The sequence below is a fragment of the Paracoccus sigandri genome (assembly GCF_003709565.1).
Taxonomy (GTDB): domain Bacteria; phylum Pseudomonadota; class Alphaproteobacteria; order Rhodobacterales; family Rhodobacteraceae; genus Paracoccus; species Paracoccus siganidrum.
Window position 1 is genome coordinate 101,274 of sequence record NZ_QNRC01000007.1, and the last position, 19,277, is coordinate 120,550.

The 19,277-nt window shown below is 69.7% G+C and carries 21 protein-coding genes; 6 read left to right on the top strand and 15 right to left on the bottom strand.

Going from position 1 to position 19,277, the window contains the following annotated elements:
* Positions 1-23: 23 nt before the first annotated feature.
* Both C9E82_RS08415 and C9E82_RS08420 read left to right on the top strand, forming a co-directional pair.
* Positions 24-2,075, top strand: a complete 2,052-nt coding sequence (locus C9E82_RS08415) for a PqiB family protein (protein WP_119896451.1) — start codon at positions 24-26, stop codon at positions 2,073-2,075.
* A gap of 3 nt (positions 2,076-2,078) precedes the next feature.
* Complete coding sequence (locus C9E82_RS08420; RefSeq protein ID WP_119896450.1) at positions 2,079-2,714, top strand: PqiC family protein; 636 nt, start codon at positions 2,079-2,081, stop codon at positions 2,712-2,714.
* 73 nt (positions 2,715-2,787) lie between these two features.
* Here C9E82_RS08420 and C9E82_RS08425 read toward each other — a convergent pair whose 3' ends face one another.
* The 4 genes from C9E82_RS08425 to C9E82_RS08440 all read right to left on the bottom strand — a co-directional run bounded on the left by C9E82_RS08425 (position 2,788) and on the right by C9E82_RS08440 (position 7,207).
* Complete coding sequence (locus C9E82_RS08425) at positions 2,788-3,240, bottom strand: hypothetical protein (RefSeq protein ID WP_147393027.1); 453 nt, start codon at positions 3,238-3,240, stop codon at positions 2,788-2,790.
* Between the two features lie 174 nt (positions 3,241-3,414).
* Positions 3,415-4,197 carry an inositol monophosphatase family protein gene (locus tag C9E82_RS08430; protein ID WP_119896448.1) on the bottom strand — a complete coding sequence of 261 codons (783 nt, stop codon included), beginning with the start codon at positions 4,195-4,197 and terminating at the stop codon, positions 3,415-3,417.
* A complete protein-coding gene (locus C9E82_RS08435; protein ID WP_119896447.1) occupies positions 4,184-5,557 on the bottom strand; it encodes a TldD/PmbA family protein in 1,374 nt (457 codons plus the stop codon). The genes C9E82_RS08430 and C9E82_RS08435 overlap by 14 nt, the downstream gene beginning before the upstream one ends.
* A 99-nt stretch (positions 5,558-5,656) precedes the next feature.
* Positions 5,657-7,207, bottom strand: a complete 1,551-nt coding sequence (locus C9E82_RS08440) for a DUF2125 domain-containing protein (protein WP_119896446.1) — start codon at positions 7,205-7,207, stop codon at positions 5,657-5,659.
* A gap of 76 nt (positions 7,208-7,283) precedes the next feature.
* Here C9E82_RS08440 and C9E82_RS08445 point away from each other — a divergent pair, with 76 nt between their 5' ends.
* A complete protein-coding gene (locus tag C9E82_RS08445) occupies positions 7,284-7,910 on the top strand; it encodes an enoyl-CoA hydratase/isomerase family protein (RefSeq protein ID WP_119896445.1) in 627 nt (208 codons plus the stop codon).
* Positions 7,911-7,925: 15 nt separating this feature from the next.
* Here C9E82_RS08445 and C9E82_RS08450 read toward each other — a convergent pair whose 3' ends face one another.
* The 4 genes from C9E82_RS08450 to C9E82_RS08465 all read right to left on the bottom strand — a co-directional run bounded on the left by C9E82_RS08450 (position 7,926) and on the right by C9E82_RS08465 (position 10,991).
* Positions 7,926-8,267 carry a DUF2853 family protein gene (locus C9E82_RS08450; RefSeq protein WP_119896444.1) on the bottom strand — a complete coding sequence of 114 codons (342 nt, stop codon included), beginning with the start codon at positions 8,265-8,267 and terminating at the stop codon, positions 7,926-7,928.
* Between the two features lie 120 nt (positions 8,268-8,387).
* Positions 8,388-9,587: a 3-oxoadipyl-CoA thiolase gene (pcaF, locus tag C9E82_RS08455; protein WP_119896443.1), complete on the bottom strand. Its 1,200-nt coding sequence runs from the start codon at positions 9,585-9,587 to the stop codon at positions 8,388-8,390.
* 1 nt (position 9,588) lies between these two features.
* The gene (locus tag C9E82_RS08460) at positions 9,589-10,260 is read right to left on the bottom strand and encodes a CoA transferase subunit B (protein ID WP_119896442.1); all 672 of its coding nucleotides are present in this window, start codon (positions 10,258-10,260) and stop codon (positions 9,589-9,591) included.
* Positions 10,257-10,991 carry a 3-oxoacid CoA-transferase subunit A gene (locus C9E82_RS08465; RefSeq protein WP_119896441.1) on the bottom strand — a complete coding sequence of 245 codons (735 nt, stop codon included), beginning with the start codon at positions 10,989-10,991 and terminating at the stop codon, positions 10,257-10,259. The genes C9E82_RS08460 and C9E82_RS08465 overlap by 4 nt, the downstream gene beginning before the upstream one ends.
* 151 nt (positions 10,992-11,142) lie before the next feature.
* Here C9E82_RS08465 and C9E82_RS08470 point away from each other — a divergent pair, with 151 nt between their 5' ends.
* Positions 11,143-11,880, top strand: a complete 738-nt coding sequence (locus C9E82_RS08470; RefSeq protein WP_119896483.1) for an IclR family transcriptional regulator — start codon at positions 11,143-11,145, stop codon at positions 11,878-11,880.
* A gap of 6 nt (positions 11,881-11,886) precedes the next feature.
* On the opposite strand, the gene C9E82_RS08475 is transcribed toward C9E82_RS08470, so the two are convergent.
* The 6 genes from C9E82_RS08475 to pcaD all read right to left on the bottom strand — a co-directional run bounded on the left by C9E82_RS08475 (position 11,887) and on the right by pcaD (position 16,674).
* Positions 11,887-13,200 carry a class-II fumarase/aspartase family protein gene (locus C9E82_RS08475; protein ID WP_119896440.1) on the bottom strand — a complete coding sequence of 438 codons (1,314 nt, stop codon included), beginning with the start codon at positions 13,198-13,200 and terminating at the stop codon, positions 11,887-11,889.
* Positions 13,201-13,322: 122 nt separating this feature from the next.
* The gene (locus C9E82_RS08480; protein WP_119896439.1) at positions 13,323-14,156 is read right to left on the bottom strand and encodes a 3-oxoadipate:acetyl-CoA acetyltransferase; all 834 of its coding nucleotides are present in this window, start codon (positions 14,154-14,156) and stop codon (positions 13,323-13,325) included.
* A gap of 7 nt (positions 14,157-14,163) precedes the next feature.
* Entirely contained in the window at positions 14,164-14,769 is a 606-nt protein-coding gene (pcaG, locus tag C9E82_RS08485) for a protocatechuate 3,4-dioxygenase subunit alpha (protein WP_119896438.1), read from the bottom strand.
* Positions 14,769-15,521, bottom strand: coding sequence for a protocatechuate 3,4-dioxygenase subunit beta (gene pcaH / locus C9E82_RS08490; protein ID WP_119896437.1), 753 nt, complete (start codon positions 15,519-15,521; stop codon positions 14,769-14,771). Before pcaH ends, pcaG begins: the two co-directional genes overlap by 1 nt.
* Positions 15,518-15,898: a 4-carboxymuconolactone decarboxylase gene (gene pcaC, locus C9E82_RS08495; RefSeq protein ID WP_119896436.1), complete on the bottom strand. Its 381-nt coding sequence runs from the start codon at positions 15,896-15,898 to the stop codon at positions 15,518-15,520. Before pcaC ends, pcaH begins: the two co-directional genes overlap by 4 nt.
* Entirely contained in the window at positions 15,895-16,674 is a 780-nt protein-coding gene (pcaD, locus tag C9E82_RS08500) for a 3-oxoadipate enol-lactonase (RefSeq protein WP_119896482.1), read from the bottom strand. The genes pcaC and pcaD overlap by 4 nt, the downstream gene beginning before the upstream one ends.
* A 66-nt stretch (positions 16,675-16,740) precedes the next feature.
* Between pcaD and C9E82_RS08505 the strand changes: the two genes are divergently transcribed.
* Entirely contained in the window at positions 16,741-17,694 is a 954-nt protein-coding gene (locus C9E82_RS08505) for a LysR substrate-binding domain-containing protein (protein ID WP_170161968.1), read from the top strand.
* On the opposite strand, the gene C9E82_RS08510 is transcribed toward C9E82_RS08505, so the two are convergent.
* A complete protein-coding gene (locus C9E82_RS08510; RefSeq protein ID WP_119896434.1) occupies positions 17,670-18,101 on the bottom strand; it encodes a hypothetical protein in 432 nt (143 codons plus the stop codon). The two genes, C9E82_RS08505 and C9E82_RS08510, sit on opposite strands and share 25 nt — an antisense overlap.
* A 166-nt stretch (positions 18,102-18,267) precedes the next feature.
* Between C9E82_RS08510 and C9E82_RS08515 the strand changes: the two genes are divergently transcribed.
* Positions 18,268-19,194 carry a glucokinase gene (locus C9E82_RS08515; RefSeq protein WP_119896433.1) on the top strand — a complete coding sequence of 309 codons (927 nt, stop codon included), beginning with the start codon at positions 18,268-18,270 and terminating at the stop codon, positions 19,192-19,194.
* Positions 19,195-19,277 lie beyond the last annotated feature (83 nt).

Genomic DNA, 19,277 nt, shown 5'->3' on the forward strand with positions numbered 1-19,277 from the left:
CGGGCAGGGAACGCTGAACGACGATGAGTGATACGCCGCCGCCGCCGATGAAACCGGCCAGCCCCGTGCGCAAGACCGCCGTCCGGGCGGCGCAGGCCGGGGTCAACCTGATCTGGCTGGTGCCGATCATCGCCCTGATCGTGACGCTGGGCATCGCCTGGAACGCCTATACCGGGCGCGGCGCGCTGATCGAGGTCGAATTCGCCGATGCCACCGGCATCAATCCCGGCGAAACCGTGCTGCGCTTCCGCGAGATCTCGGTCGGCCGGGTCGAGGCCGTCCGCTTCACCAGCGACCTGTCCCGCGTGGTGGTCGAGATGCGCGTGGACAAGGATGTCGCGCAATATATCGACGAGGAGGCCAGCTTCTGGATCGTCCGCCCGCAGGTCAGCGCGCAGGGCGTGACCCGGCTGGACACGGTGCTGACCGGCGCCTTCGTCGAGGGCTATTGGGACGCCGAGGTCAGCCAGCCGCAGCGGCATTTCGTCGGGCTGAACCGCCCGCCGCTGATCCGCAGCGACGCGCCGGGCACCTGGGTGCGGCTGTCGATGGAAACCGGCGACGGGCTGTCCGAGGGCGCGCCGATCCTGCATCGCGGCGTGCAGGTGGGCCGGATCGAGAATATCCGCATCTCGGACCAGGACGACCGGGTGCTGGCCGATGCCTTCATCGAGGCGCCTCACGACGGCAAGCTGACCACCGCCACGGCCTTCTGGGACACGTCGGGCTTTTCGCTGTCGCTGGGGGCGCAGGGCCTGTCCTTCAACGTGAACTCGCTGGCCTCGGTGCTGCAGGGCGGGATCGCCTTCGAGACGCTGGTCAGCGGCGGCAGCCCGCTGCAGCCGGGCCATGAATTCACTGTCCAGCCCGACGAGGCCAGCGCGCGCAACAACATCTTCCCCTCGGACGAGGGCGAGCCCCTGCGGATGAGCCTGCTGATCGGCGATTCCGTGCGCGGCCTGGCCAAGGGCGCCGACGTGCAATACCAGGGCCTGCGCGTGGGCCAGGTCACCGACCTGTCGGTCTCCATCGACGACCAGGCCGACGACCCGGTGTTGCAGCAGCGCGTGACCATCGCCATCTCGCCCGAGCGGCTTGGCCTGCCCGCCGGATCGACGCCCGAGGACGCGCTGCGCTTTCTCGAACAGGCGGTTGCGGACGGGGTGCGGGCGCGGGTCGCCTCGGCCGGCTTCCTGGGCACCTCGCTGATGATCGAGATGGTCAATATCCCCGATGCCGATCCCGCCGCCATCCAGACGCCGCCCGACGCGCTGCCGGTGATGCCGACCGTGCCCGGCGATGTCGAGGATTTCCGGGCCACCGCGCAGGGCTTCATCGGCCGTATCGGCAGCCTGCCCATCGAGGAGGCGCTGCAATCGGCGACCGACATGATGAACAGCATCACCGCCCTGGCCGGCTCTCAGGAAACCCAGGCCCTGCCCGGCAAGATCAGCGAGACCATCGACGAGGCGCGGGTGGCGATCTCCGATGTCGGCGCCATGACGACCGAGCTGCGCGAGGCCGGGACCGCCGCCAATATCGGCCGCATGGTCGACGAGGCCGCCGCCGCCGCCGAGGCGGTGCGCCTGGCCGCCGCCGACGTGCCCGAGATGGTCGAGGAAATCGACGCCGCCGCCGCCCGCGTGAACGAGGTCGATTTCGCCGCCATCAGCACCCAGGCCGAGGGCATCCTGACCGACCTGCGCGCCATGCTGGGCAGCGAGGATGCCGAACAGCTGCCGCGCAACCTGTCGGACACGCTGCAGGCGGCCTCGGGCCTGCTGAACGACCTGCGCGACGGCAATGCGGCGGGCAGCCTGAACAACGCGCTGGATTCGGCCAGCACCGCCGCCGATGAGATCGCGAGATCGGTGCAGGAGCTGCCGCAGCTGATCCAGCGGCTGCAGGCCACCGCCGCGCGTGCCGATGCGGTCCTGGCGGCCTATGGCGACCGTTCGGCCTTCAATGCCGAAACCATCAACATGATGCGCGAATTGCGCCGCGCCAGCGAGGCGTTCGGGTCGCTGGCCCGGATGATCGAACGCAACCCCCGCGCCTTCATCCTGGGACGATAAGCCATGACGACGATTGCCCGATACCTTGTGGCCCCGCTTGTGCTGCTGGCGATGGCCGCTTGTTCCAATCCCGAAAAGACCGGCCGCTTCCTGATCGACCCGCCCGCCTCGGGGGCGCAGGTGCCGAACCGGCTTGGCACGGCAGAGCTGAAGGACGTGTCGTTGCCCGAATATGCCTCGGGGCAGGAGGTCGCCTGGCAGACCGCGGATGGCGCGGTCAGGTCCAATCCCGACAACCTGTGGGCCGACAACCCGCAGCGCGGCTTCACCCTGGCCCTTGCGCGGGCGATTTCAGACATCTCCGGCGCCACCGTGATCGGAGAGCCCTGGCCGCTGGCCGAGCCGCCGCAGCGGCGGCTGGAGGTGCGGGTGGAAAAGGCCCTGGCGCAGGCCGACGGGGTGTTCCGGCTGACCGGGCGCTATTTCGTCTCGGATGAAGGCTACGGCACCGGCGGGGCGAACCATGCGCGCAGCTTCGACATCTCGGTGCCGCTGGCCTCGGACCAGCCGGGCGCGGTGGCGCAGGCGCTGTCGCAGGCGATCGGCCAGCTGGCCGGGCAGATCGCGACGCTGTCGGGTCCGGGCCAGACCATCGCCACCCGCAACCGCGCCCCCGCCGACCCCTTCGCGCTGTTCTAGGCCGAAAAAAAGGCGGATGGCCAAGGGACCACCCGCCCGAGGAAGCCCGTCACCGGGCAGGGAGGAAACGCATCTACTGGGAACCGGCGGCGCGCTGCTGCGCCGCCCTGACGATCGTGTCGGACTGCCAGCCGTCATTCAGCAGCCGCATGACGACCGGCAGCACGAAATGATCGAAGCCGGCGCGGTCGGGGGGAAAGGCGCCGGGCCGGCCGGTGCCGCAGCAATCCTCGCAATCGGCGATGGTGCCCCAGCAGTTCGGGCAGGCCCCCAGCGCCGAGGCGAGGGCTTCGGCATGGCCGATCAGCAGTTCGTTTTCCCGCTCCAGCCGCCGGAAGGCGGCCAGGGTCGGGCGGTCCTCGGCCGAGGGGGGAACCCCGGCCTCCGACCGCCCTTCGGACACCTGCCCCGAGGGCTTGAGGTTGCGAAGGACCGTCTCTTTCTGGACACCCCACGGTCCCGCAGCCGAAAGTCCAAGGGCGGCGATGACATCCTGGCCTGGCCTGGCCTTGTGCTGTTTCGACACGGTATGGCTCCTTTTTTTCCTGTCGGCTTTCCGCGTCGGAGTGACAGGCTGGCCTGTTTTCCGTGCCGCTGGAATCGGTTATCCCGCCCTGGCGTGAAAACAGCGTGAATCGGTCCCGGCCGCCGGATGCGGCAGACATATCGCATGTCGTGAATGTAAAGCCAAGCCGCCGGCTCAGGGCTCCAGCGCGTCCAGCAATTGCCGGTGCAGATGCGAGCCCGCGACGATCAGCCCGTCGATCATCGCGCGCGGGCCGTTGAAGCGCATCCGCCCGCCGCGCCGGTCCGAGACCACCGCGCCGGCGCGTTCCGCGATCAGGCTGCCCGCCGCGATGTCCCATTCCCAGACCGCCCGCAGCGACAGCGCCGCGTCGAACCGGCCCTGCGCGGCCAGGCACAGCCGCCAGGCAAGCGAGGGGCGGAAATCGCGCTGGAAGGGCGGCAGCCGGCCGCCGCGCCAATGGCCGGGCTCGGTCGCGGCGCGATAGGTCAGCACGCGGGCGCCGTCGATATCGGCGCCGCTTGGCGCGATGGGCTGGCCGTTCATCAGCGCGGGGCCGTCGGCGGAGGCGGTATAGCACAGGTCGCGCGCCGGCAGATAGACCGCCGCCGCGACGATCCGGTCGCCCTCGGCCACGGCCAGCGAATGCGAGAAATGGTCCTGCCCGTCGATGAAGGCGCGGGTGCCGTCGATCGGGTCGATGATGAAGCAGCGCCGCGCATCCAGCCGCGAGGGATCGGCCTCGCTTTCTTCGGACAGCCAGCCGTAATCGGGCCGCGCACCCATCAGCTGCGCCTGCAGCGCCTCGTTCACGGCCAGGTCGGCCTCGCTGACCGGGCCGGCGCCGTCGCCCTTGTCCCAGGCGCGGGGGGCGTGGCGCCAGTATTTCAGCGCGATCCGGCCGGCTTTGCGGGCGGCATCCTCCAGCAGTTGCAGATCGGCCTCAGGCGCCGGCAACGGTCATTCCCTCGACCAGCAGGCTGGGCACCTCGGCCGCGCGCCAGGGCAGCGCGTCATCGGCGGCGCGCAGCGTCATCAGCATGTCGCGCAGGTTGCCGGCGATGGTGCATTCGTTGACCGGATAGGCGATCTGGCCGTTTTCCACCCAGAACCCGGCGGCGCCGCGCGAATAATCCCCGGTCGTGTCGTTGATCGAGGCGCCCAGCATCGAGGTCACGACCAGCCCGCGCCCCATGTCGGCGATGATCTGGTCGCGGCTTTGCGCCCCCGGCGTCAGCACGACATTGCTGGTCGTGGGCGAGGGCGCCGAGGCCAGCCCTCGCGCCGCCGATGCGGTACTGTCCATGCCCAGCTTGCGTCCCGTCGCGAGGTCCAGCGTCCAGCCCTGCAGCACGCCGTCCTTGACGATGGCCCGGCGGCGGGTCTGCAGCCCCTCGGCGTCGAAGGGGCGCGACGAGGGGTAGCGCGGCTTCAGCGGGTCCTCGATCAGGTCCATGCCGGCGGGCAGCACGGGTTCCCCCAGCGCCTTGCGCAGCCAGCTTGCGCCGCGCGCCACGGCCGCGCCGTTCACCGCGCCCAGAAGATGGCCGATCAGCGAGGCCGAGACGCGGCGGTCGAACAGGATCGGGAAGGCCCCGGTGGGCGGCTTGCGCGATCCGGCGCGGGCCAGGGTGCGGTCGGCGGCCAGCAGGCCGATCTCCTCGGGGTACGGCAGGTCCTCGGCCCAGACGCGGGCCTCGGCGGCATAGTCGCGCTCCATCCCCAGCCCCTCGCCGGTGATCGCCACGGCCGAGATCACATGCGTGGTGCGCCCGTAGCCGCCGGAAAACCCGTTCGAGGCCGCCAGCCACAGATGGCGGCGACTGAAGGCGGCATTGGCGGCTTCGACCTGCGAGATGCCGGGGCGCGACAGCGCGGCGGCCTCGGCCCTCAGCGCCAGGTCCTGCAGCGCGGCGGGGGCCGGGTCGGGCAGGTCGTCGGCGATGTCCAGCCCCGCGGCATCGCGCAGCGGGCCCAGCTGGTCGGGCTCGGCCAGCCCCAGCGCGTCGTCCACCGGCGCCTCGCGCGCCATGGCGACGGCGCGGGCGGCCATTTCGCCGATGGTGCGGATGCTGTGGTCGCTGGCCGAAACGCAGGCCTGCCGCCCGCCGATCAGCACGCGCAGCCCGATCTCGATCCCCTCGGCGCTGTCGGCCTGTTCCAGCCCGCCCGCCCGCACGTCGATGCTGACCGAATGGCCGCGCATCGCCAGCGCGTCGGCCTGGTCGGCCCCCGCCCGCCGCGCGGCCGAGACCAGCGCCTCGGCCAGGGATTGCAGATTGTCGGCCTTGTCCGTCACGTGATTGCCGCCGTCCATGGCTTGCCCTTCGAACTTCGCGCCATGGTAGAAACTTCCACGCGCGGCGCAAATGAAAAGGGCCGGGAAATCCCCCGGCCCCGGCCTTGCCGTCGGGCCTTACTTGACCTGCTGGCCGTTGGCGAAGATCGAGCCGCCTTCGCGGAATTCCAGCTTGGTTTCCAGCCGGTCGGGATCGCCGTCAACCGGCTTGGCGAACATGGCCAGCATCATGCGCACGCCCATCGCCTGTTCCTGCGGCACCAGACCCATGGCGATCAGCTTGTCCAAGAGGCCGTTGACGCCCGAGAAGCTGCCGTTGATCTCGCCCACGGGTTCCTGCGGATTGTCGGACAGGTCCAGCTGGCCGGTGACATCGGCCGTGGCGCCGACCGCATCCAGCGCGACACGGTTGATCTTCACGTTCTGCGGCAGGAAGGGCATGTCCTCGTCCGCCATGGCCGCATCCTCGCCCTCTGCGGCCATCTGGCCGAAGGCAGGGTCGAACAGGTCCTGGCTGACCAGCGCCTCGCCCTCCAGGTCGATGGCCAGCATGGCCGGGTCGCGCGGCAGCTGCCCGCCCTCGTCGAACAGGTCCCAGATGCCGTCGGCCAGGGTCAGGCCGGCGATCTCATAGGCGAACTTGAAGGGCTGCGGCTGATCCGATTTCGCGACCGGGAAGCTTACCGCGCCCGAGGCGCCGTCCAGCGCATAGCTGATCGGGAAGGGCAGGTCGGCGACGGTCATCTCGGCCTCGGTGCGGCCGCTCTTGCCCTCGTAGGAGACGCCCTCCTTCGACATGGCCACCACCAGCTCGCCGTTCTCGGCGCTGAAGGTGCCGGCGCCGTTGCGCGGACCGCCGGCCTCGTCGGTGGCGGTGAAGTCGAAAGTGCCGGTCATCGGGCCCATGACGAACTTGCCATCCGTCACCATGCCGGCATTCAGCGCCCCGGCGATGTCGTTGGTCAGGTCCATCTCGCCTTCGGGCGTGGTCATGCTGCCGCTCATCACCAGGTCGGCGATGTCGAAGGCGGCGGTCATCCTGCCGTCGCGCGGCGTGCCGTCCTCGGCCGCGGGCTCGTTCATCGCCATGGCGACGGCCAGGCTGGCGGCGGTCATATCATAGACCGATTCGGTCCCGTCCGAGACCTTGGTGGTCTGGGTGCCCTTGATGTCGGTCATGGTCACGGTGACCGGCGCGGTGTCCCCGTCGGTTTCGGCCTGCGGCAGGTTCAGCGCCATGACCATGCTGGGATAGTTGAATTCGTGCAGCAGGTCCTCGGGCGTGCCCGAAGTCACCATCTCGTTGCCGGGCATCGAGATGGTCATGTCGAAGTCGATATCCTCGCCCTCGGGGACCGCGGTGGTGAAATCGACGTCGATATCGCCGTCGAAGACGGTGCGGACCTTCGCGTCGCCGGTGCGGCTCAGCGTGATCTTCGGCATGTTGACGCTGACCGTGTAATCCTCGCTTTCGGGGGATTTCACCACGACATCGCCAAGGGTCAGGGTATCCCCGCCATCCTCTTGCGTGCCGACGACGACCTCATAGCCGATCTTGTCGTAATAACTTGTAAGGTTTTCCCAGACTTGCGCCGGCGTCACCTCGGCGAAAAGAGGGGCGGCACCGGCAATCAGCGCCACGGTCGAGGTTGCAAGGGTTCTGAACATGCCGGATACCTTTCGGAATTCGCTCAAATAGGAACTCTTCTCGCATAATGGCCCGACAAGTGAAAGGTACGACCCCGTGATCGATGTGCGAATTCATGCTCACCTGGCCCAGCTGGTGCTGAACCGTCCCGACAAGGCGAATTCGCTGACCGAGGCGATGCTGCGCGAGCTGACCGGACAGCTGGACGACCTGGCCGGGCGCGAGGATCTGAAGGCGGTGATCCTGACCGGCGCGGGCAAGGTGTTTTCGGCCGGGGCCGACCTGGCCGAGGCGCAGGCGGGGCTGGCAACCTCGCCGGAATGGGAGCGGCTGTCGGCGCGGGTCGCGACCATGCCCTGCCTGACCATCGCGGCGCTGAACGGCACGCTGGCCGGGGGCGCCTTCGGCATGGTGCTGGCCTGCGACCTGCGGCTGGCGGTGCCCGAGGCGAATTTCTTCTATCCGGTGATGAAGCTGGGCTTTCTGCCCCAACCCAGCGATCCGCGCCGGCTGACGCAGCTGGTCGGCGCGGCGCGGGCGAAGATGATCCTGATGGCGGGCCAGAAGATCCCGGCGACCGAGGCGCTGGCCTGGGGGCTGGTGGACCGCCTGGTTCCCGCGCCCGCGCTGCTGGCGGCGGCGCAGGAACTGGCCGGCGATTGCCTGGCCGCCGATGCCGGCCATGTCATGGCCATCAAGGCCATGATCGGCCAGCGTCAATAGGCTGGCTGGCGGCGCTTAGGAATAGGCGGCTTCCTTGCCGAAATGGCGGCAGAGCAGGTAATAGACCACGGCGCGATACTTGTTGCGGTTCGAGCGGCCGTATTTCTCGACCACCGCGTCGATGGCCTGGGCCAGTTCCGGCCCGTCGCCAAGGCCCAGCTTCCTGACCAGGTAATTGCTGCGGATCCGGTCCAGCTCGGCCTGGTCGGACGAGGCCACGGTTTCGGCGTCGGCGCTGTAGATCGAGGGGCCGCAGCCGATGGTGACCTTGGTCAGCAGGTCCATGTCGGGCTCCTCGCCCAGCTTGTCCCTGATGTCGGCGGCATATTTGGCGATCAGGTCGTCGCGCTTGCTCATCGTCCCTCTCCTTGTCATGTGACGCATCCCCGTGGGGGCAGGATGCGGCCGCGAGGGCGGGCGATCAAGCCTTGAATCCGTGACCCTGCCGGCGCCGCGCGATGCGGCGCCGGTCCGGCGTCAGACCCGTTCCAGCGCGATGGCGATGCCCTGGCCGACGCCGATGCACATCATCGCCAGCGCGCGGCTGCCGCCGTTCAGCGCCATCTCCAGCGCCGCGGTGCCGGTGATGCGCGCGCCCGACATGCCAAGCGGATGGCCAAGCGCGATGGCGCCGCCATTGGGGTTCACGCGCGGATCGTCGTCGGCGATGCCAAGCGCGCGCAGCGTGGCCAGGCCCTGGCTGGCAAAGGCCTCGTTCAGCTCGATCACGTCGAAATCGGACTGCGCCAGCCTCAGCCGCGCCATCAGCTTGCGGGCCGCCGGCGCCGGGCCGAAGCCCATGATTCGCGGCTCGACCCCCGCCGTCGCGCCGCCCAGGACGCGGGCGATGGGCGTCAACCCATGGGCCTTCGCCGCCGCTTCCGAGGCCAGGACCAGCGCCGCCGCCCCGTCATTGACGCCCGAGGCATTGCCCGCCGTGACCGAGCCGTTCGCGAATAGCGGGCGCAGCTTGGCCAGCGCCTCCGGGGTGGTGGCGCGGGGATGTTCGTCGGTATCCACGATCAGCGGATCGCCCCGGCGCTGGGGGACGGAAACCGGGGTGATTTCCCGCGCCAGGCGGCCATTGGCAATCGCCGCCGCGGCCTTCTGCTGGCTGTCCAGCGCCATCGCGTCCTGCGCCTCGCGCGAGATGCCGAAGTCGTCCGCCACGTTCTGCCCGGTCTGCGGCATGGAATCCGTGCCGTAAGCCTTGTGCATCGCCGGGTTCACGAAGCGCCAGCCGATGGTGGTGTCGTGGATCTCGGCATGGCGGGAAAACGCGGTTTCCGCCTTGGGCATCACGAAGGGCGCGCGCGACATGCTCTCGACGCCGCCGGCGATCATCAGTTCGGCCTCGCCCGCCCGGATCGCGCGGGCGGCCATGATGACCGCATCCATGCCCGAGCCGCAGAGCCGGTTCACCGTCGTGCCGGTCACGCCGACCGGCAGCCCGGCCAGCAGCGCCGACATGCGCGCGACGTTGCGGTTGTCCTCGCCGGCCTGGTTGGCGCAGCCATAGATCACGTCGTCGACGGCCTCCCAGTCGGTGCTGGCATTGCGGGCCATCAGCGCGCGCAGCGGCACCGCGCCCAGGTCGTCGGTCCGCACCGCGGACAGCGCGCCGCCGAAACGGCCGATGGGGGTGCGGATATAGTCGCAGATGAAGACGTCGGTCATGTCACAGCTCCGGGACGACAAGATCGGCGATGGCGCCGGGCACCACCAGTTCGGCGCCGGTCAGCGCCTGCAATTCCTCAAGCGAGACCGAGGGCAGTTTCTCGCGCAGCACGAAGCGGCCGCCCTCGATGTCGATCACCGCCAGCGAGGTATAGACCCGCGTCACGCAGCCCACCCCGGTCAGCGGCAGGCTGCAGCGTTTCACCAGCTTGGGCCGGCCGTCCTTGGTCACATGGTCGGTGATCACGGCCACCCTTTTCGCGCCATGCACCAGGTCCATCGCGCCGCCCACGGCGGGCACGCCCCTGGGGCCGGTGGACCAGTTCGCCAGGTCGCCGTTCTCGGCCACCTCGTAGGCGCCCAGGATCGCCACGTCCAGATGGCCGCCGCGCACCATGGCGAAGCTGTCGGCATGGTGGAAGAAGGCCGCGCCGGGCTTCAGCGTCACCGCCTTCTTGCCGGCATTGATCAGGTCCCAGTCCTCGGATCCCGGCGCGGGGGATTCGCCGAAATCCAGGATGCCGTTCTCGGTATGGAAGATCGCCTGCCGGCCGGGCGGCTGGTATTGGGCGACCTTCTCGGGAAAGCCGATGCCGAGGTTCACATAGGCGCCGTCGGCGATGTCCTGCGCCGCGCGCCAGGCGATCTGGTTGTTGGTCAGTTTCAGGCTCATGCTGCGACCTCCGGGTAGCTGGCGTTGGCGCGGTTCAGGTCCTCTTCCTGCGCCGGGTTGGCGACCCGCACGACCTTCTGGACGAAGATGCCGGGGGTGACGACCTGTTCGGGATCGATCGCGCCCGCCTCGACCACATGGCTGGCCTGCACGATGGTTTCCGTCGCCGCCATGCACATCAGCGGATTGAAGTTCCGCGCCGCCGCCCGATAGGTCAGGTTGCCGTGCCGGTCCGCCCGTTCGGCCTTGACCAGCGCCACATCGGCCTTCAGCCAGCGTTCCTGCACATAGCTGCGCCCGTCGAATTCCGCGACCGCCTTGCCCCTGGCCAGATCGGTGCCGAAGCCGGTCGGCGTATAGAAGGCCGGGATCCCCGCCCCGCCCGCGCGGATGCGCTCGGCCAGCGTGCCTTGCGGGACCAGCTCCAGCTCGATCTCTCCGGCCAGGTAGCGTTCGGTGAAGACCACCGGATCGGCCGAGCGCGGGAACGAGCAGATCAGCTTCGCGACCATCCCCGTCTCGATCAGCGCGGCCAGCCCGACATGGCCGTTGCCGGCATTGTTGTTGATGACGGTCAGGTTCCTGGGATGGCCGGTGGCCAGGTGGCGGTCGATCAGGGCGTGGACCAGCTCGATGGGCGAGCCCGCGCCGCCGAAGCCGCCGATCATCACGCTCATGCCGTCCTCGATCCCCGCCACGGCGGTGGCGAGGTCTGCGACTGTCTTGTCCATGTGACTATCCTCTTGCTGCCGGGAATCCCGCCCGGCCCGGCAAGGGATAGGCGGGGAAAGGGCTTCACGCAACGCGGATTGTGCGATAAGATAACTTTGTTGACATATCGCACAACAAGGGGGCGGCGTGGGGATCGGCGAACGCGACATCATGGGCGGATTGGCCAAGGGGCTGGCGGTGATCGAGAGCTTCGGCGCCGACAGCCCGCGCCAGTCGATTTCCGAGGTGTCGGCGGCCTCCGGGCTGGACCGGGCGACGGCGCGGCGCTGCCTGCTGACGCTGGCGCATCTGGGCTATGCCGATTACGACGGCAAGTTCTTCACCCTGACGCCCCGCGTCTTGCGGCTGGGCACGGCCTGCCTGGCCGGGATGCCGCTGCCGCAGCTTGTCCAGCCCTCGCTGGACCTGCTGTCCGAACGGATCGGCGAAAGCTCGTCGGTCTCGATCCTCGACGGGGCCGAGATCGTCTATGTCGCGCGGGCGGCGCAGCGGAAGGTCATGTCGATCTCGCTGATGCCGGGATCGCGGCTGCCGGCCTTCTGCACCTCGATGGGCCGCGTGCTGCTGGCCGCCCTGCCCGAGGCCGAGGCCCGCGCGGTGATCGGCCCCGGCCCCCTGCCGGCGCGCACGCCGATGACCCTGACCGATCCCGAGGCGGTCATGGCGGAACTGGCGCGGGTGCGGGCCCAGGGCCATGCGCTGATCGACCAGGAGGTCGAGCAGGGCCTGCGATCCATCGCGGTGCCGCTGGCCGATGCGCGCGGCCGGGTGGTCGCGGCGCTGAACGTGGGCGTTTCGGCGCGGCAGAAGGCGGTCGAGGACCTGGTGCCGATGTTCCTGCCGGAATTGCAGCGGGTGGCGGCAGAAATCCGCGCGATGCTGCGCTGAGCCGGCTCAGGCGTCCGCGGCATCGGCGAAGGCGCGGGCCTCGGCCGGGGCGGTGCCCAGCCCGGCGGCAAGGCCGGGGTCCAGGTCGGGGAAGTCGCGCGCGACCAGGTCGGGCAGCGTCGCGCCGCCCTGCTGCGCCTCGGCGCAGAGCGCCTTGATCCTGGCCTGGGCCTCGGGGCGCGGCATGTGGCGGGCCAGCGCGAAGGACAGCGCCTCGGCATGGATCAGCCCGCCGCCGTCCTGCAGCCCCCGCGCCATGGCCCGCGCGTCGGGCGCGATCCGGCCGGCCAGGTCCAGCGCCAGGTCCAGCGCCCGCCCGGTCGAGATGCAGAGCTGCGGCAGGGTCAGCCATTCGGTGAACCATGCCGCCCCGTCGCGCTGCTGGCGTTGAAGCCCCGCGCCCTGCATCAGCTGCGCCAGTGCCCCGGCCTGGCGGGCCAGCGCGACCAGCACCGAGGGGCCGACCGGGTTCTGCTTCTGCGGCATGGTCGAGGATCCGCCCGCGCCCTCGATGCGGATCTCGTTGATGCCCGATTGCGCCATCAGGATCAGGTCCTCGGCCATCTTGCCCAGGGTCGCGGCCAGTCCCGCCATCCACGAGGCGAAGGCGCCGATGCGGTCGCGTTCGGCATGCCAGCTGCCGCCGGGATCGCCAAGGTCCAGCGCCTGCGCCAGCGCGGCGCGGATCGCCGGCCCCTCGGGACCCATGGCCGACAGCGTGCCCGCCGCGCCGCCAAGCGAGACGGTCGCCAGGTCAGCGGCGACGGGCGCCAGTCGCGCGCGGTGGCGCAGCACCGGCTGGCCCCAGCCCGCCACCACCGCCCCGAAGCTGGTCGGCGTCGCCGCCTGGCCATAGCTGCGCGCGGCCATCGGCAGTTCGGCATGTTGCCGGGCCAGCGTCCCCAGCGCGCGGGCCAGGGCCTGCAGCCGGTCGTCCCAGATCTGCGTGACGCGGCGCAGGCGCAGGGCCAGGCCGGTATCCATGATGTCCTGGCTGGTCGCGCCCCAATGCAGGTATTGCGCATGGTCGGGCGCCTGCATCGCCTTGCGGAAGGCGGCCAGAAGCGCGGGGACGGGGACGCCGTTGCGGGCGGTCTCGGGCGCCAGGGCGGCGGGGTCGATCTGCACCTCGCGGCTGGCGCGGTCGATATGGGCGGCGGCGGTTTCGGGGATCAGCCCGGCCTGGCCCTGCACCTGCGCCAGCGCGCCCTCGACCAGCAGCATGGCGCGGATCTCGGCGCTGTCGGTGAACAGCGCGGCGGTTTCGTCATCGCCGAAAAGGCTGCGATAGAGGGCGCTGTCGGCGGGGGCTGCGGGCATGTCGGGCCTTTGGTCTGGTGGCGGGGCCGGGGGCGGTTCGCCCCCATTGCCAGCCCGGCTTGAACCAATGGCGCCGGGCTGGCAATCCCCTCGGGTATTTGAGCAACGAAGAAGCGGCGCGGTCAGGCGGGTCTCAGGCCGAGGATGTCGCGGGCCTGTTGCCAGGTGGCGACGGGGCGGTCGTATTTGCGGCAGAGTTCGGCCGTGCGTCCGACCAGCGCCGCATTCGAGGCGGCGAGCGTGTCGCGGTCGAGGCGGACGTTGTCCTCCAGCCCGGTGCGGGCGTGGCCGCCCGCCGAGATCGCCCAGTCGTTCAGGACGATCTGGTTCGGGCCGATGCCGGCCGCGCACCAGGGCGCGTCCTCGCCGAACAGGCGATGCACGGTCTTGACGTAATAGTCGAAGACCTCGCGGTCGGCGGGCATGGCGTTCTTCACGCCCATCACGAATTGCACATAGGGCCGGTCCTCGATCTGGCCGGCCTGCCACATCTGATGCGCCTTGAGGATATGCGACAGATCGAACGCCTCGATTTCCGGCTTGACGCCATGGGTCAGCATTTCGGATGCCAGCCAGTCCACCAGGTCGGGCGGGCTCTCGTAGACCCGCGTCGGGAAGTTGTTCGAGCCGACCGAGAGCGAGGCCATGTCCGGCGCCAGCCCCAGCATCCCGCCGCGTTCGCGCCCCGCACCCGAGCGCCCGCCGGTCGACAGCTGCACGATCATGCCGGGGCAGTGTTTCTCCAGCCCCTCCTTCAGCCGCGCGAAGCGGTCGGGGTCCGAGGTCGGCCTGCCCTCGTCGTCGCGGACATGGCAATGGGCGATGGTCGCGCCGGCCTCGAAGGCCTCTTGCGTGGATTCGATCTGCTCGGCGATGGTGATCGGCACCGCCGGGTTGTTCGCCTTGGTCGGAAGCGAGCCGGTGATCGCGACGCAGATGATGCAGGGGGTGGTCATCGGGTCCTCACAGGTCGAAGAAGACGGTTTCGTTCTCGCCCTGCAGGACGATGTCGAAGCGGTATTCGCCGTCGCCGGTCCTTTTGGCGATCAGGGTCCGGACGCGGTCGCGATGTTCGATTCGCTGCAGGACGGGGCAGGACTCGTTGTCCTCGCCCTCGAAATAGATGCGGGTCTGCAGGCCCAGGTTGATGCCGCGCGCCACCACCCAGAGCGAGACATGCGGCGCCATCGGGCGGCCGTCATGGAAGGGGACGCGGCCGGGCATGATCGTCTTCAGCATCCATTCGCCGCTGTCGAAATCGGCGATGATGCGCGCCCAGCCCGAGACATTCGGATCGGCCTTCCCGCGCGGGTCGTGGCCGGGGAAGATGCCGTCCGCGTCGGCCTGCCAGCTTTCGATCAGCGCGTCGCGCAGGATCATGCCGGCGCCGTCGCGCACCGTGCCGATGATGGTGATCGGCCTGCCCTTTGCCCCGTCGGAGACGGGGCTTTCGCCCAGGTCGACCGGATAGATGCCGTCATTGCCCAGCTTGTTCGGGGTCAGGCCGATATGGACATAGGGACCCGCCGTCTGCGAGGGCGATTCCTTGAGGTAGTCGAGGCGCTGCATCACATCCCCTCCTTGCGGTTCTCGAAGAAGCTCTGGCGGCGGCCGCGCAGGACGATGTCGAACCTGTAGGCCAGGCAATCCATCGGGATCGCGCGGTTCATGTCAAGCGGCGCGACCAGCGCCTCGATCGCCTTCTGCTGGCCGATGGTGTTCACGATCGGGCATTTGGCGATCAGCGGGTCGCCCTCGAAATACATCTGGGTGATCAGGCGCTGGCCGAAGCCGGTGCCGAAGACCGAGACATGGATATGCATCGGCCGCCAGTTGTTGACATGGTTCGGCCAGGGATAGGCGCCGGGACGCACGGTCAGGAATTCGTAGGACCCGTCCGGGCCCGAGATCGTCCGCCCGCAGCCGCCGAAATTCGGGTCCAGCGGCGCCAGGTAGCCGTCCTTCTTGTGGCGATAGCGGCCGCCGGCATTGGCCTGCCAGATCTCGACCAGCACGTCGGGGATGCCGCGGCCGTTCTCGTCCAGCACGCGGCCGTGCATGATGATCCGTTCGCCGATGGCGGGCTGGCCGGTGAAGTTCACGATCAGGTTGTTGTCGCGTTCCCCGATCATGTCATGGCCGAAGGCGGGGCCGGTCTGCTCGGACAGCGTCGAGGACAGCGCCACCAGGGCGCGGTGCGGCGCGCGCGTCATCGAGGTCTTGTAGCCCGGCGTATAGGCGGCCGGGTGCCAGTCCCGGTCGCGGAAGAACAGCGGGCCGCTGTCATGGCTGTTGCCGTCCAGGGTCTTGCTGGGGGTCATCGCTCTGCCTCCATCTCGGCGAATGTTTCCTTGGCGATCCTGATCGCGTGATTGGCGCGCGGCACGCCGGCATAGATCGCGACATGCAACAGCGCCTCCAGCACGTCGTCGGGCGTGGCGCCGGTATGGGCGGTGGCGCGGACATGCATGGCCAGTTCGTGGTCGTTGCCCAGGCCCGCCAGCAGCGCGATGGTCAGCATCGAGCGTTCCCGCGCGCTGATCGTGTCGCGCGACCAGACATGGCCCCAGGCGGCCTCGGTGATCAGGTCCTGGAAGGGCGCGTCGAAATCGGTCTTGGCGGCCTCGGCCCGGTCGACATGGGCATCGCCGAGGACCCGGCGGCGGGTGGCCATGCCCTGTGCGTGGCGGTCGGTCATCTTGCATGTTCCTTCAGGAAGGGGACCAGGATGGCGGCATATCCGGCCGGGTCCTCGACGCAGGGCAGATGGCCCGTGCCGGGAAGCAGCCGGAATTCGGCGCCGGGGATCAGGTTCGCGGTCGCCCTGACCTGCTCGGGCGGGGAAGCTCCGTCCAGGTCGCCGCCGATGGCCAGCGTGGGCAGGCGCAGGGTCGCGGTCGTGGCGGCCAGGTCGGCCTGCGCGATGGCCTCGCAGGCGGCGGCATAGCCATGCGCGTCGCTGCGGGCCAGCATGTTGCGCCACAGGCGCAGCGCGTGGGTGGCGCGGAAGGCGGGGCCGAACCAGCGTTCCATCACTGCATCGGCGATGGCCGCGCAGCCGCCCGCGCGCACGGCGGCGATGCGGTCGCGCCAGGCATCAGGCGTGCCCATCTTCGCGGCGGTGTTCGACAGGACCAGCGCGCGCAGCAGCTCGGGGCGGCGCGCGGCGAGGCTCTGGCCGATCATGCCGCCGATGGACAGGCCGACGAAGACCACGGGGCCCCTGCCCTCGGCCTCGATCAGCGCCGCGGCGTCCTCGGCCAGGTCCTCGATCCGCAGCGTGTCGGTGCCGTCGGACAACCCGTGGCCGCGCTTGTCGAAGCGGATCGCGCGAAAGCCCGGCAGATGCGCCAGAAGCGCGTCCCACAGCCGCAGATCGGTACCCAGCGAATTGGCGAAAACCACGGTCGGCGCCTGCTCTGGCCCGTCGATGCGGTAATGCATGGCCCCCCAGGGCCGCGTCAGAACTTGCATGATGATCCCCCTCGGCTCATAATCTGCCACAGATGGATCATGGCGAATAATGCAAAATGGGCGCAAATGAATAACCGTGCGGTTATACATCCGGCCGTCAAGCTGCGTCATATCCGTGCCTTCCTGGATATCGCGACGCAGGGCAGCCTGTCCGGCGTGGCGCGGGCGCAGGGCATCACCCAGCCCGCCCTGTCGCGCACCCTGGCCGAGCTGGAGACGCTGCTGGGCCAGCCGCTGTTCCTGCGCCAGGGGCGGCGGCTGGTCCTGACCGAGCAGGGCGCGCTGTTCCGCCGCCATGCCGAGGCCGCCCTGCAATCGCTGGAGGCGGGGGCGGCGGCGCTGCGGCCGGGCAGCGGCGGCACGATCCGCGTCGGCGCCCTGCCGACGGTGGCCACGCGCTTCTTTCCGCGCGTCGTCCTGCGGTTTCGCGAATTGCGCCCGCAGACGCTGCTGGCGGTCGAGACCGGGCCGCATTTCTACCTGATGCGGCTTCTGCGCGAAGGGGCGATCGACCTGATGATCGGCCGCCTGCCCGGCGCCTCGGAAATGGCGGGGCTGAGCTTCGATCACCTCTACGAGGAAGACATCGTGCTGGTCGCCCGCGCCGGCCATCCCCTGGCCGGGCGGCCCCTGCCCCGGATGCTGGCCGAATCGCCGGTGATCCTGCCCCCGGCGACGGCGCTGATCCGCCCGCAGGTCGAGGAATACCTGGCCTCGATCGGGCTTGCCGGCCTGCGCCCGGCCATCGAGACGGTCTCGCTGGCGCTGGGCCGGGGGATCTGCCTGACCTCGGATGCGCTGTGGTTCATCTCTCGCGGTGTCGTCGCGGACGAGCTGGATCGCGGATTGCTGGCGGAACTGCCGATCGGGGCGCGTTTCCTGTCGGGCGCGGTCGGCATGACCCGGCGGCAGGAAACCGCGACCCCCGGCCTGCCGGCGCTGGAAGAGGTCGCGCGCGACATCGCCCGGCAAGCGCCGGGGTCATGGCGCCCGGATCAGTCCAGCCCGGCCGAGGCGTAGTAGAGCCGGGTATCGCGCGCCTCGTCGAAGCCGATGCCCGAGGCGATGATGCAGCTTGTGCCGTCCTCGCGTGGGGCGACCATGGTCCAGGTGCCCATGCTGTCGGATCCCCACAGCTCGGTCCCGGCCTGGGCGTCGGTCTCGATCCGGTTTTCGTCGAAATCATGTTCCAGCGTGTAATGGATCTCGGCATTGGCCGCGCAATAGGGCTGGTCCTCGACCGCCAGGTCGGAAACCGGCAGATCCTGAGCCTGCCGCAGCAGCGTGCGGGCATCGGTGCCGTCCATGGCCGACCAGCTTTGCACCGGCTGGTCCGCGCGCGAGGCGGCCAGCGCGGGTGCCGCGCCGCCCAGGATGAATGTGCCTGCGGCAAGGGCCGCGGCAAGGGTTTTCGCGTTGATCGACATCTGTCAGACCTTTCGCTTGCGTTCCTGGGGGAAAAACGCGCATTCGCGGGTCGGGTTCCGAAAATGCGCCCCCGGCGGCCGCGCACCCCTCGAAACGCGGCGCCAGGGGCGCTATGGATGACAGCGACCGAACAGGGCGACCACAGCGATTGCGGGAGGGGTTTTCATGGCGATGTTGCTGGCCGATGTGGGGGGCACCAATGCCCGGCTTGCGATCGCGCGAAACCAGGCGATCGACGCGCAGACCGTGACCCGGTTCCGCGGCGACGATTTCGCCAGTTTCGACGATGTGGTGCGCCAGTATCTGCAGGAACAGGACCAGCCGCGCATCAGCTCGGTCTGCATCGCGGTGGCAGGGCCGGTCAGCGGCGGCAAGGCCGAACTGACCAACCGCGACTGGGATTTCGACGAGGACCGGCTGGCGCGGCTGACCGATGCCGACCGGGTGCGGCTGATCAACGACCTGACCGCGCTGGGTTACGCCACCCCTGCCCTGCATGGCGACGGGGTGTCGGTGCTGCGCCGCGTGCCCGACGATCGCCCGCATAACGGCCAGGCGCTGGTCGTGGGGCTGGGCACCGGCTTCAACGTCTGCGCCGTCCGCGTGCTGCCCGGCGGCACGATCACCGCCCTGGAGGCCGAGGAGGGCCACACCTTCCTGCCCTCGAACATCCATGCGCGGCTGCAGGCGGCGGTGGGCGCAGAGGCGATGGCCGGCTTCTTCTCGACCGAGGAGACCTTCGCCGGGCGCGGCCTGTCGCGACTGCACGCGGCGCTGACCGGCACCGACCCGATCCCCGGCGAACAGGTCGCGACCGCCGCCGCGGCGGGCGATTCCGCCGCCGTCGCCACCTATGATCTTTTCGCCGAGCTGGTCGGGCTTCTGTGCCGGGAACTGGCGCTGCGCTTCATGCCGCTGGAGGGGATGTTCCTGGCCGGCAGCGTCGGCCGCAGCATCGCCGACCGGATGGAGCGCTTCGAAGCGGGCTTCCTGGCCGAGCCCTATATGCGGCAGATCCCTGAAAACACGCCGATCTTTCTGATCCGCGACGACATGGCCGCGCTGCATGGCTGCCTGGCGGCGCTGTCCTGAGGGCAACAGGTGATCGGCATTCCGTCGCGGGTGCCGTGAAAAGCCGGATCAATTGCTGGATTCCTGACCCTGATCCTGCTCTT

Coding starts and splice junctions, on each gene's coding strand:
- C9E82_RS08415 (WP_119896451.1), top strand. CDS start 24: ATGAGTGATACGCCGCCGCCGCCGATGAAACCGGCCAGCCCCGTGCGC.
- C9E82_RS08420 (WP_119896450.1), top strand. CDS start 2,079: ATGACGACGATTGCCCGATACCTTGTGGCCCCGCTTGTGCTGCTGGCG.
- C9E82_RS08435 (WP_119896447.1), bottom strand. CDS start 5,557: ATGGACGGCGGCAATCACGTGACGGACAAGGCCGACAATCTGCAATCC.
- C9E82_RS08440 (WP_119896446.1), bottom strand. CDS start 7,207: ATGTTCAGAACCCTTGCAACCTCGACCGTGGCGCTGATTGCCGGTGCC.
- C9E82_RS08450 (WP_119896444.1), bottom strand. CDS start 8,267: ATGAGCAAGCGCGACGACCTGATCGCCAAATATGCCGCCGACATCAGG.
- pcaF (WP_119896443.1), bottom strand. CDS start 9,587: ATGACCGACGTCTTCATCTGCGACTATATCCGCACCCCCATCGGCCGT.
- C9E82_RS08460 (WP_119896442.1), bottom strand. CDS start 10,260: ATGAGCCTGAAACTGACCAACAACCAGATCGCCTGGCGCGCGGCGCAG.
- C9E82_RS08465 (WP_119896441.1), bottom strand. CDS start 10,991: ATGGACAAGACAGTCGCAGACCTCGCCACCGCCGTGGCGGGGATCGAG.
- C9E82_RS08470 (WP_119896483.1), top strand. CDS start 11,143: ATGGGCGGATTGGCCAAGGGGCTGGCGGTGATCGAGAGCTTCGGCGCC.
- C9E82_RS08475 (WP_119896440.1), bottom strand. CDS start 13,200: ATGCCCGCAGCCCCCGCCGACAGCGCCCTCTATCGCAGCCTTTTCGGC.
- C9E82_RS08480 (WP_119896439.1), bottom strand. CDS start 14,156: ATGACCACCCCCTGCATCATCTGCGTCGCGATCACCGGCTCGCTTCCG.
- pcaG (WP_119896438.1), bottom strand. CDS start 14,769: ATGCAGCGCCTCGACTACCTCAAGGAATCGCCCTCGCAGACGGCGGGT.
- pcaH (WP_119896437.1), bottom strand. CDS start 15,521: ATGACCCCCAGCAAGACCCTGGACGGCAACAGCCATGACAGCGGCCCG.
- pcaC (WP_119896436.1), bottom strand. CDS start 15,898: ATGACCGACCGCCACGCACAGGGCATGGCCACCCGCCGCCGGGTCCTC.
- pcaD (WP_119896482.1), bottom strand. CDS start 16,674: ATGCAAGTTCTGACGCGGCCCTGGGGGGCCATGCATTACCGCATCGAC.
- C9E82_RS08505 (WP_170161968.1), top strand. CDS start 16,741: ATGAATAACCGTGCGGTTATACATCCGGCCGTCAAGCTGCGTCATATC.
- C9E82_RS08510 (WP_119896434.1), bottom strand. CDS start 18,101: ATGTCGATCAACGCGAAAACCCTTGCCGCGGCCCTTGCCGCAGGCACA.
- C9E82_RS08515 (WP_119896433.1), top strand. CDS start 18,268: ATGGCGATGTTGCTGGCCGATGTGGGGGGCACCAATGCCCGGCTTGCG.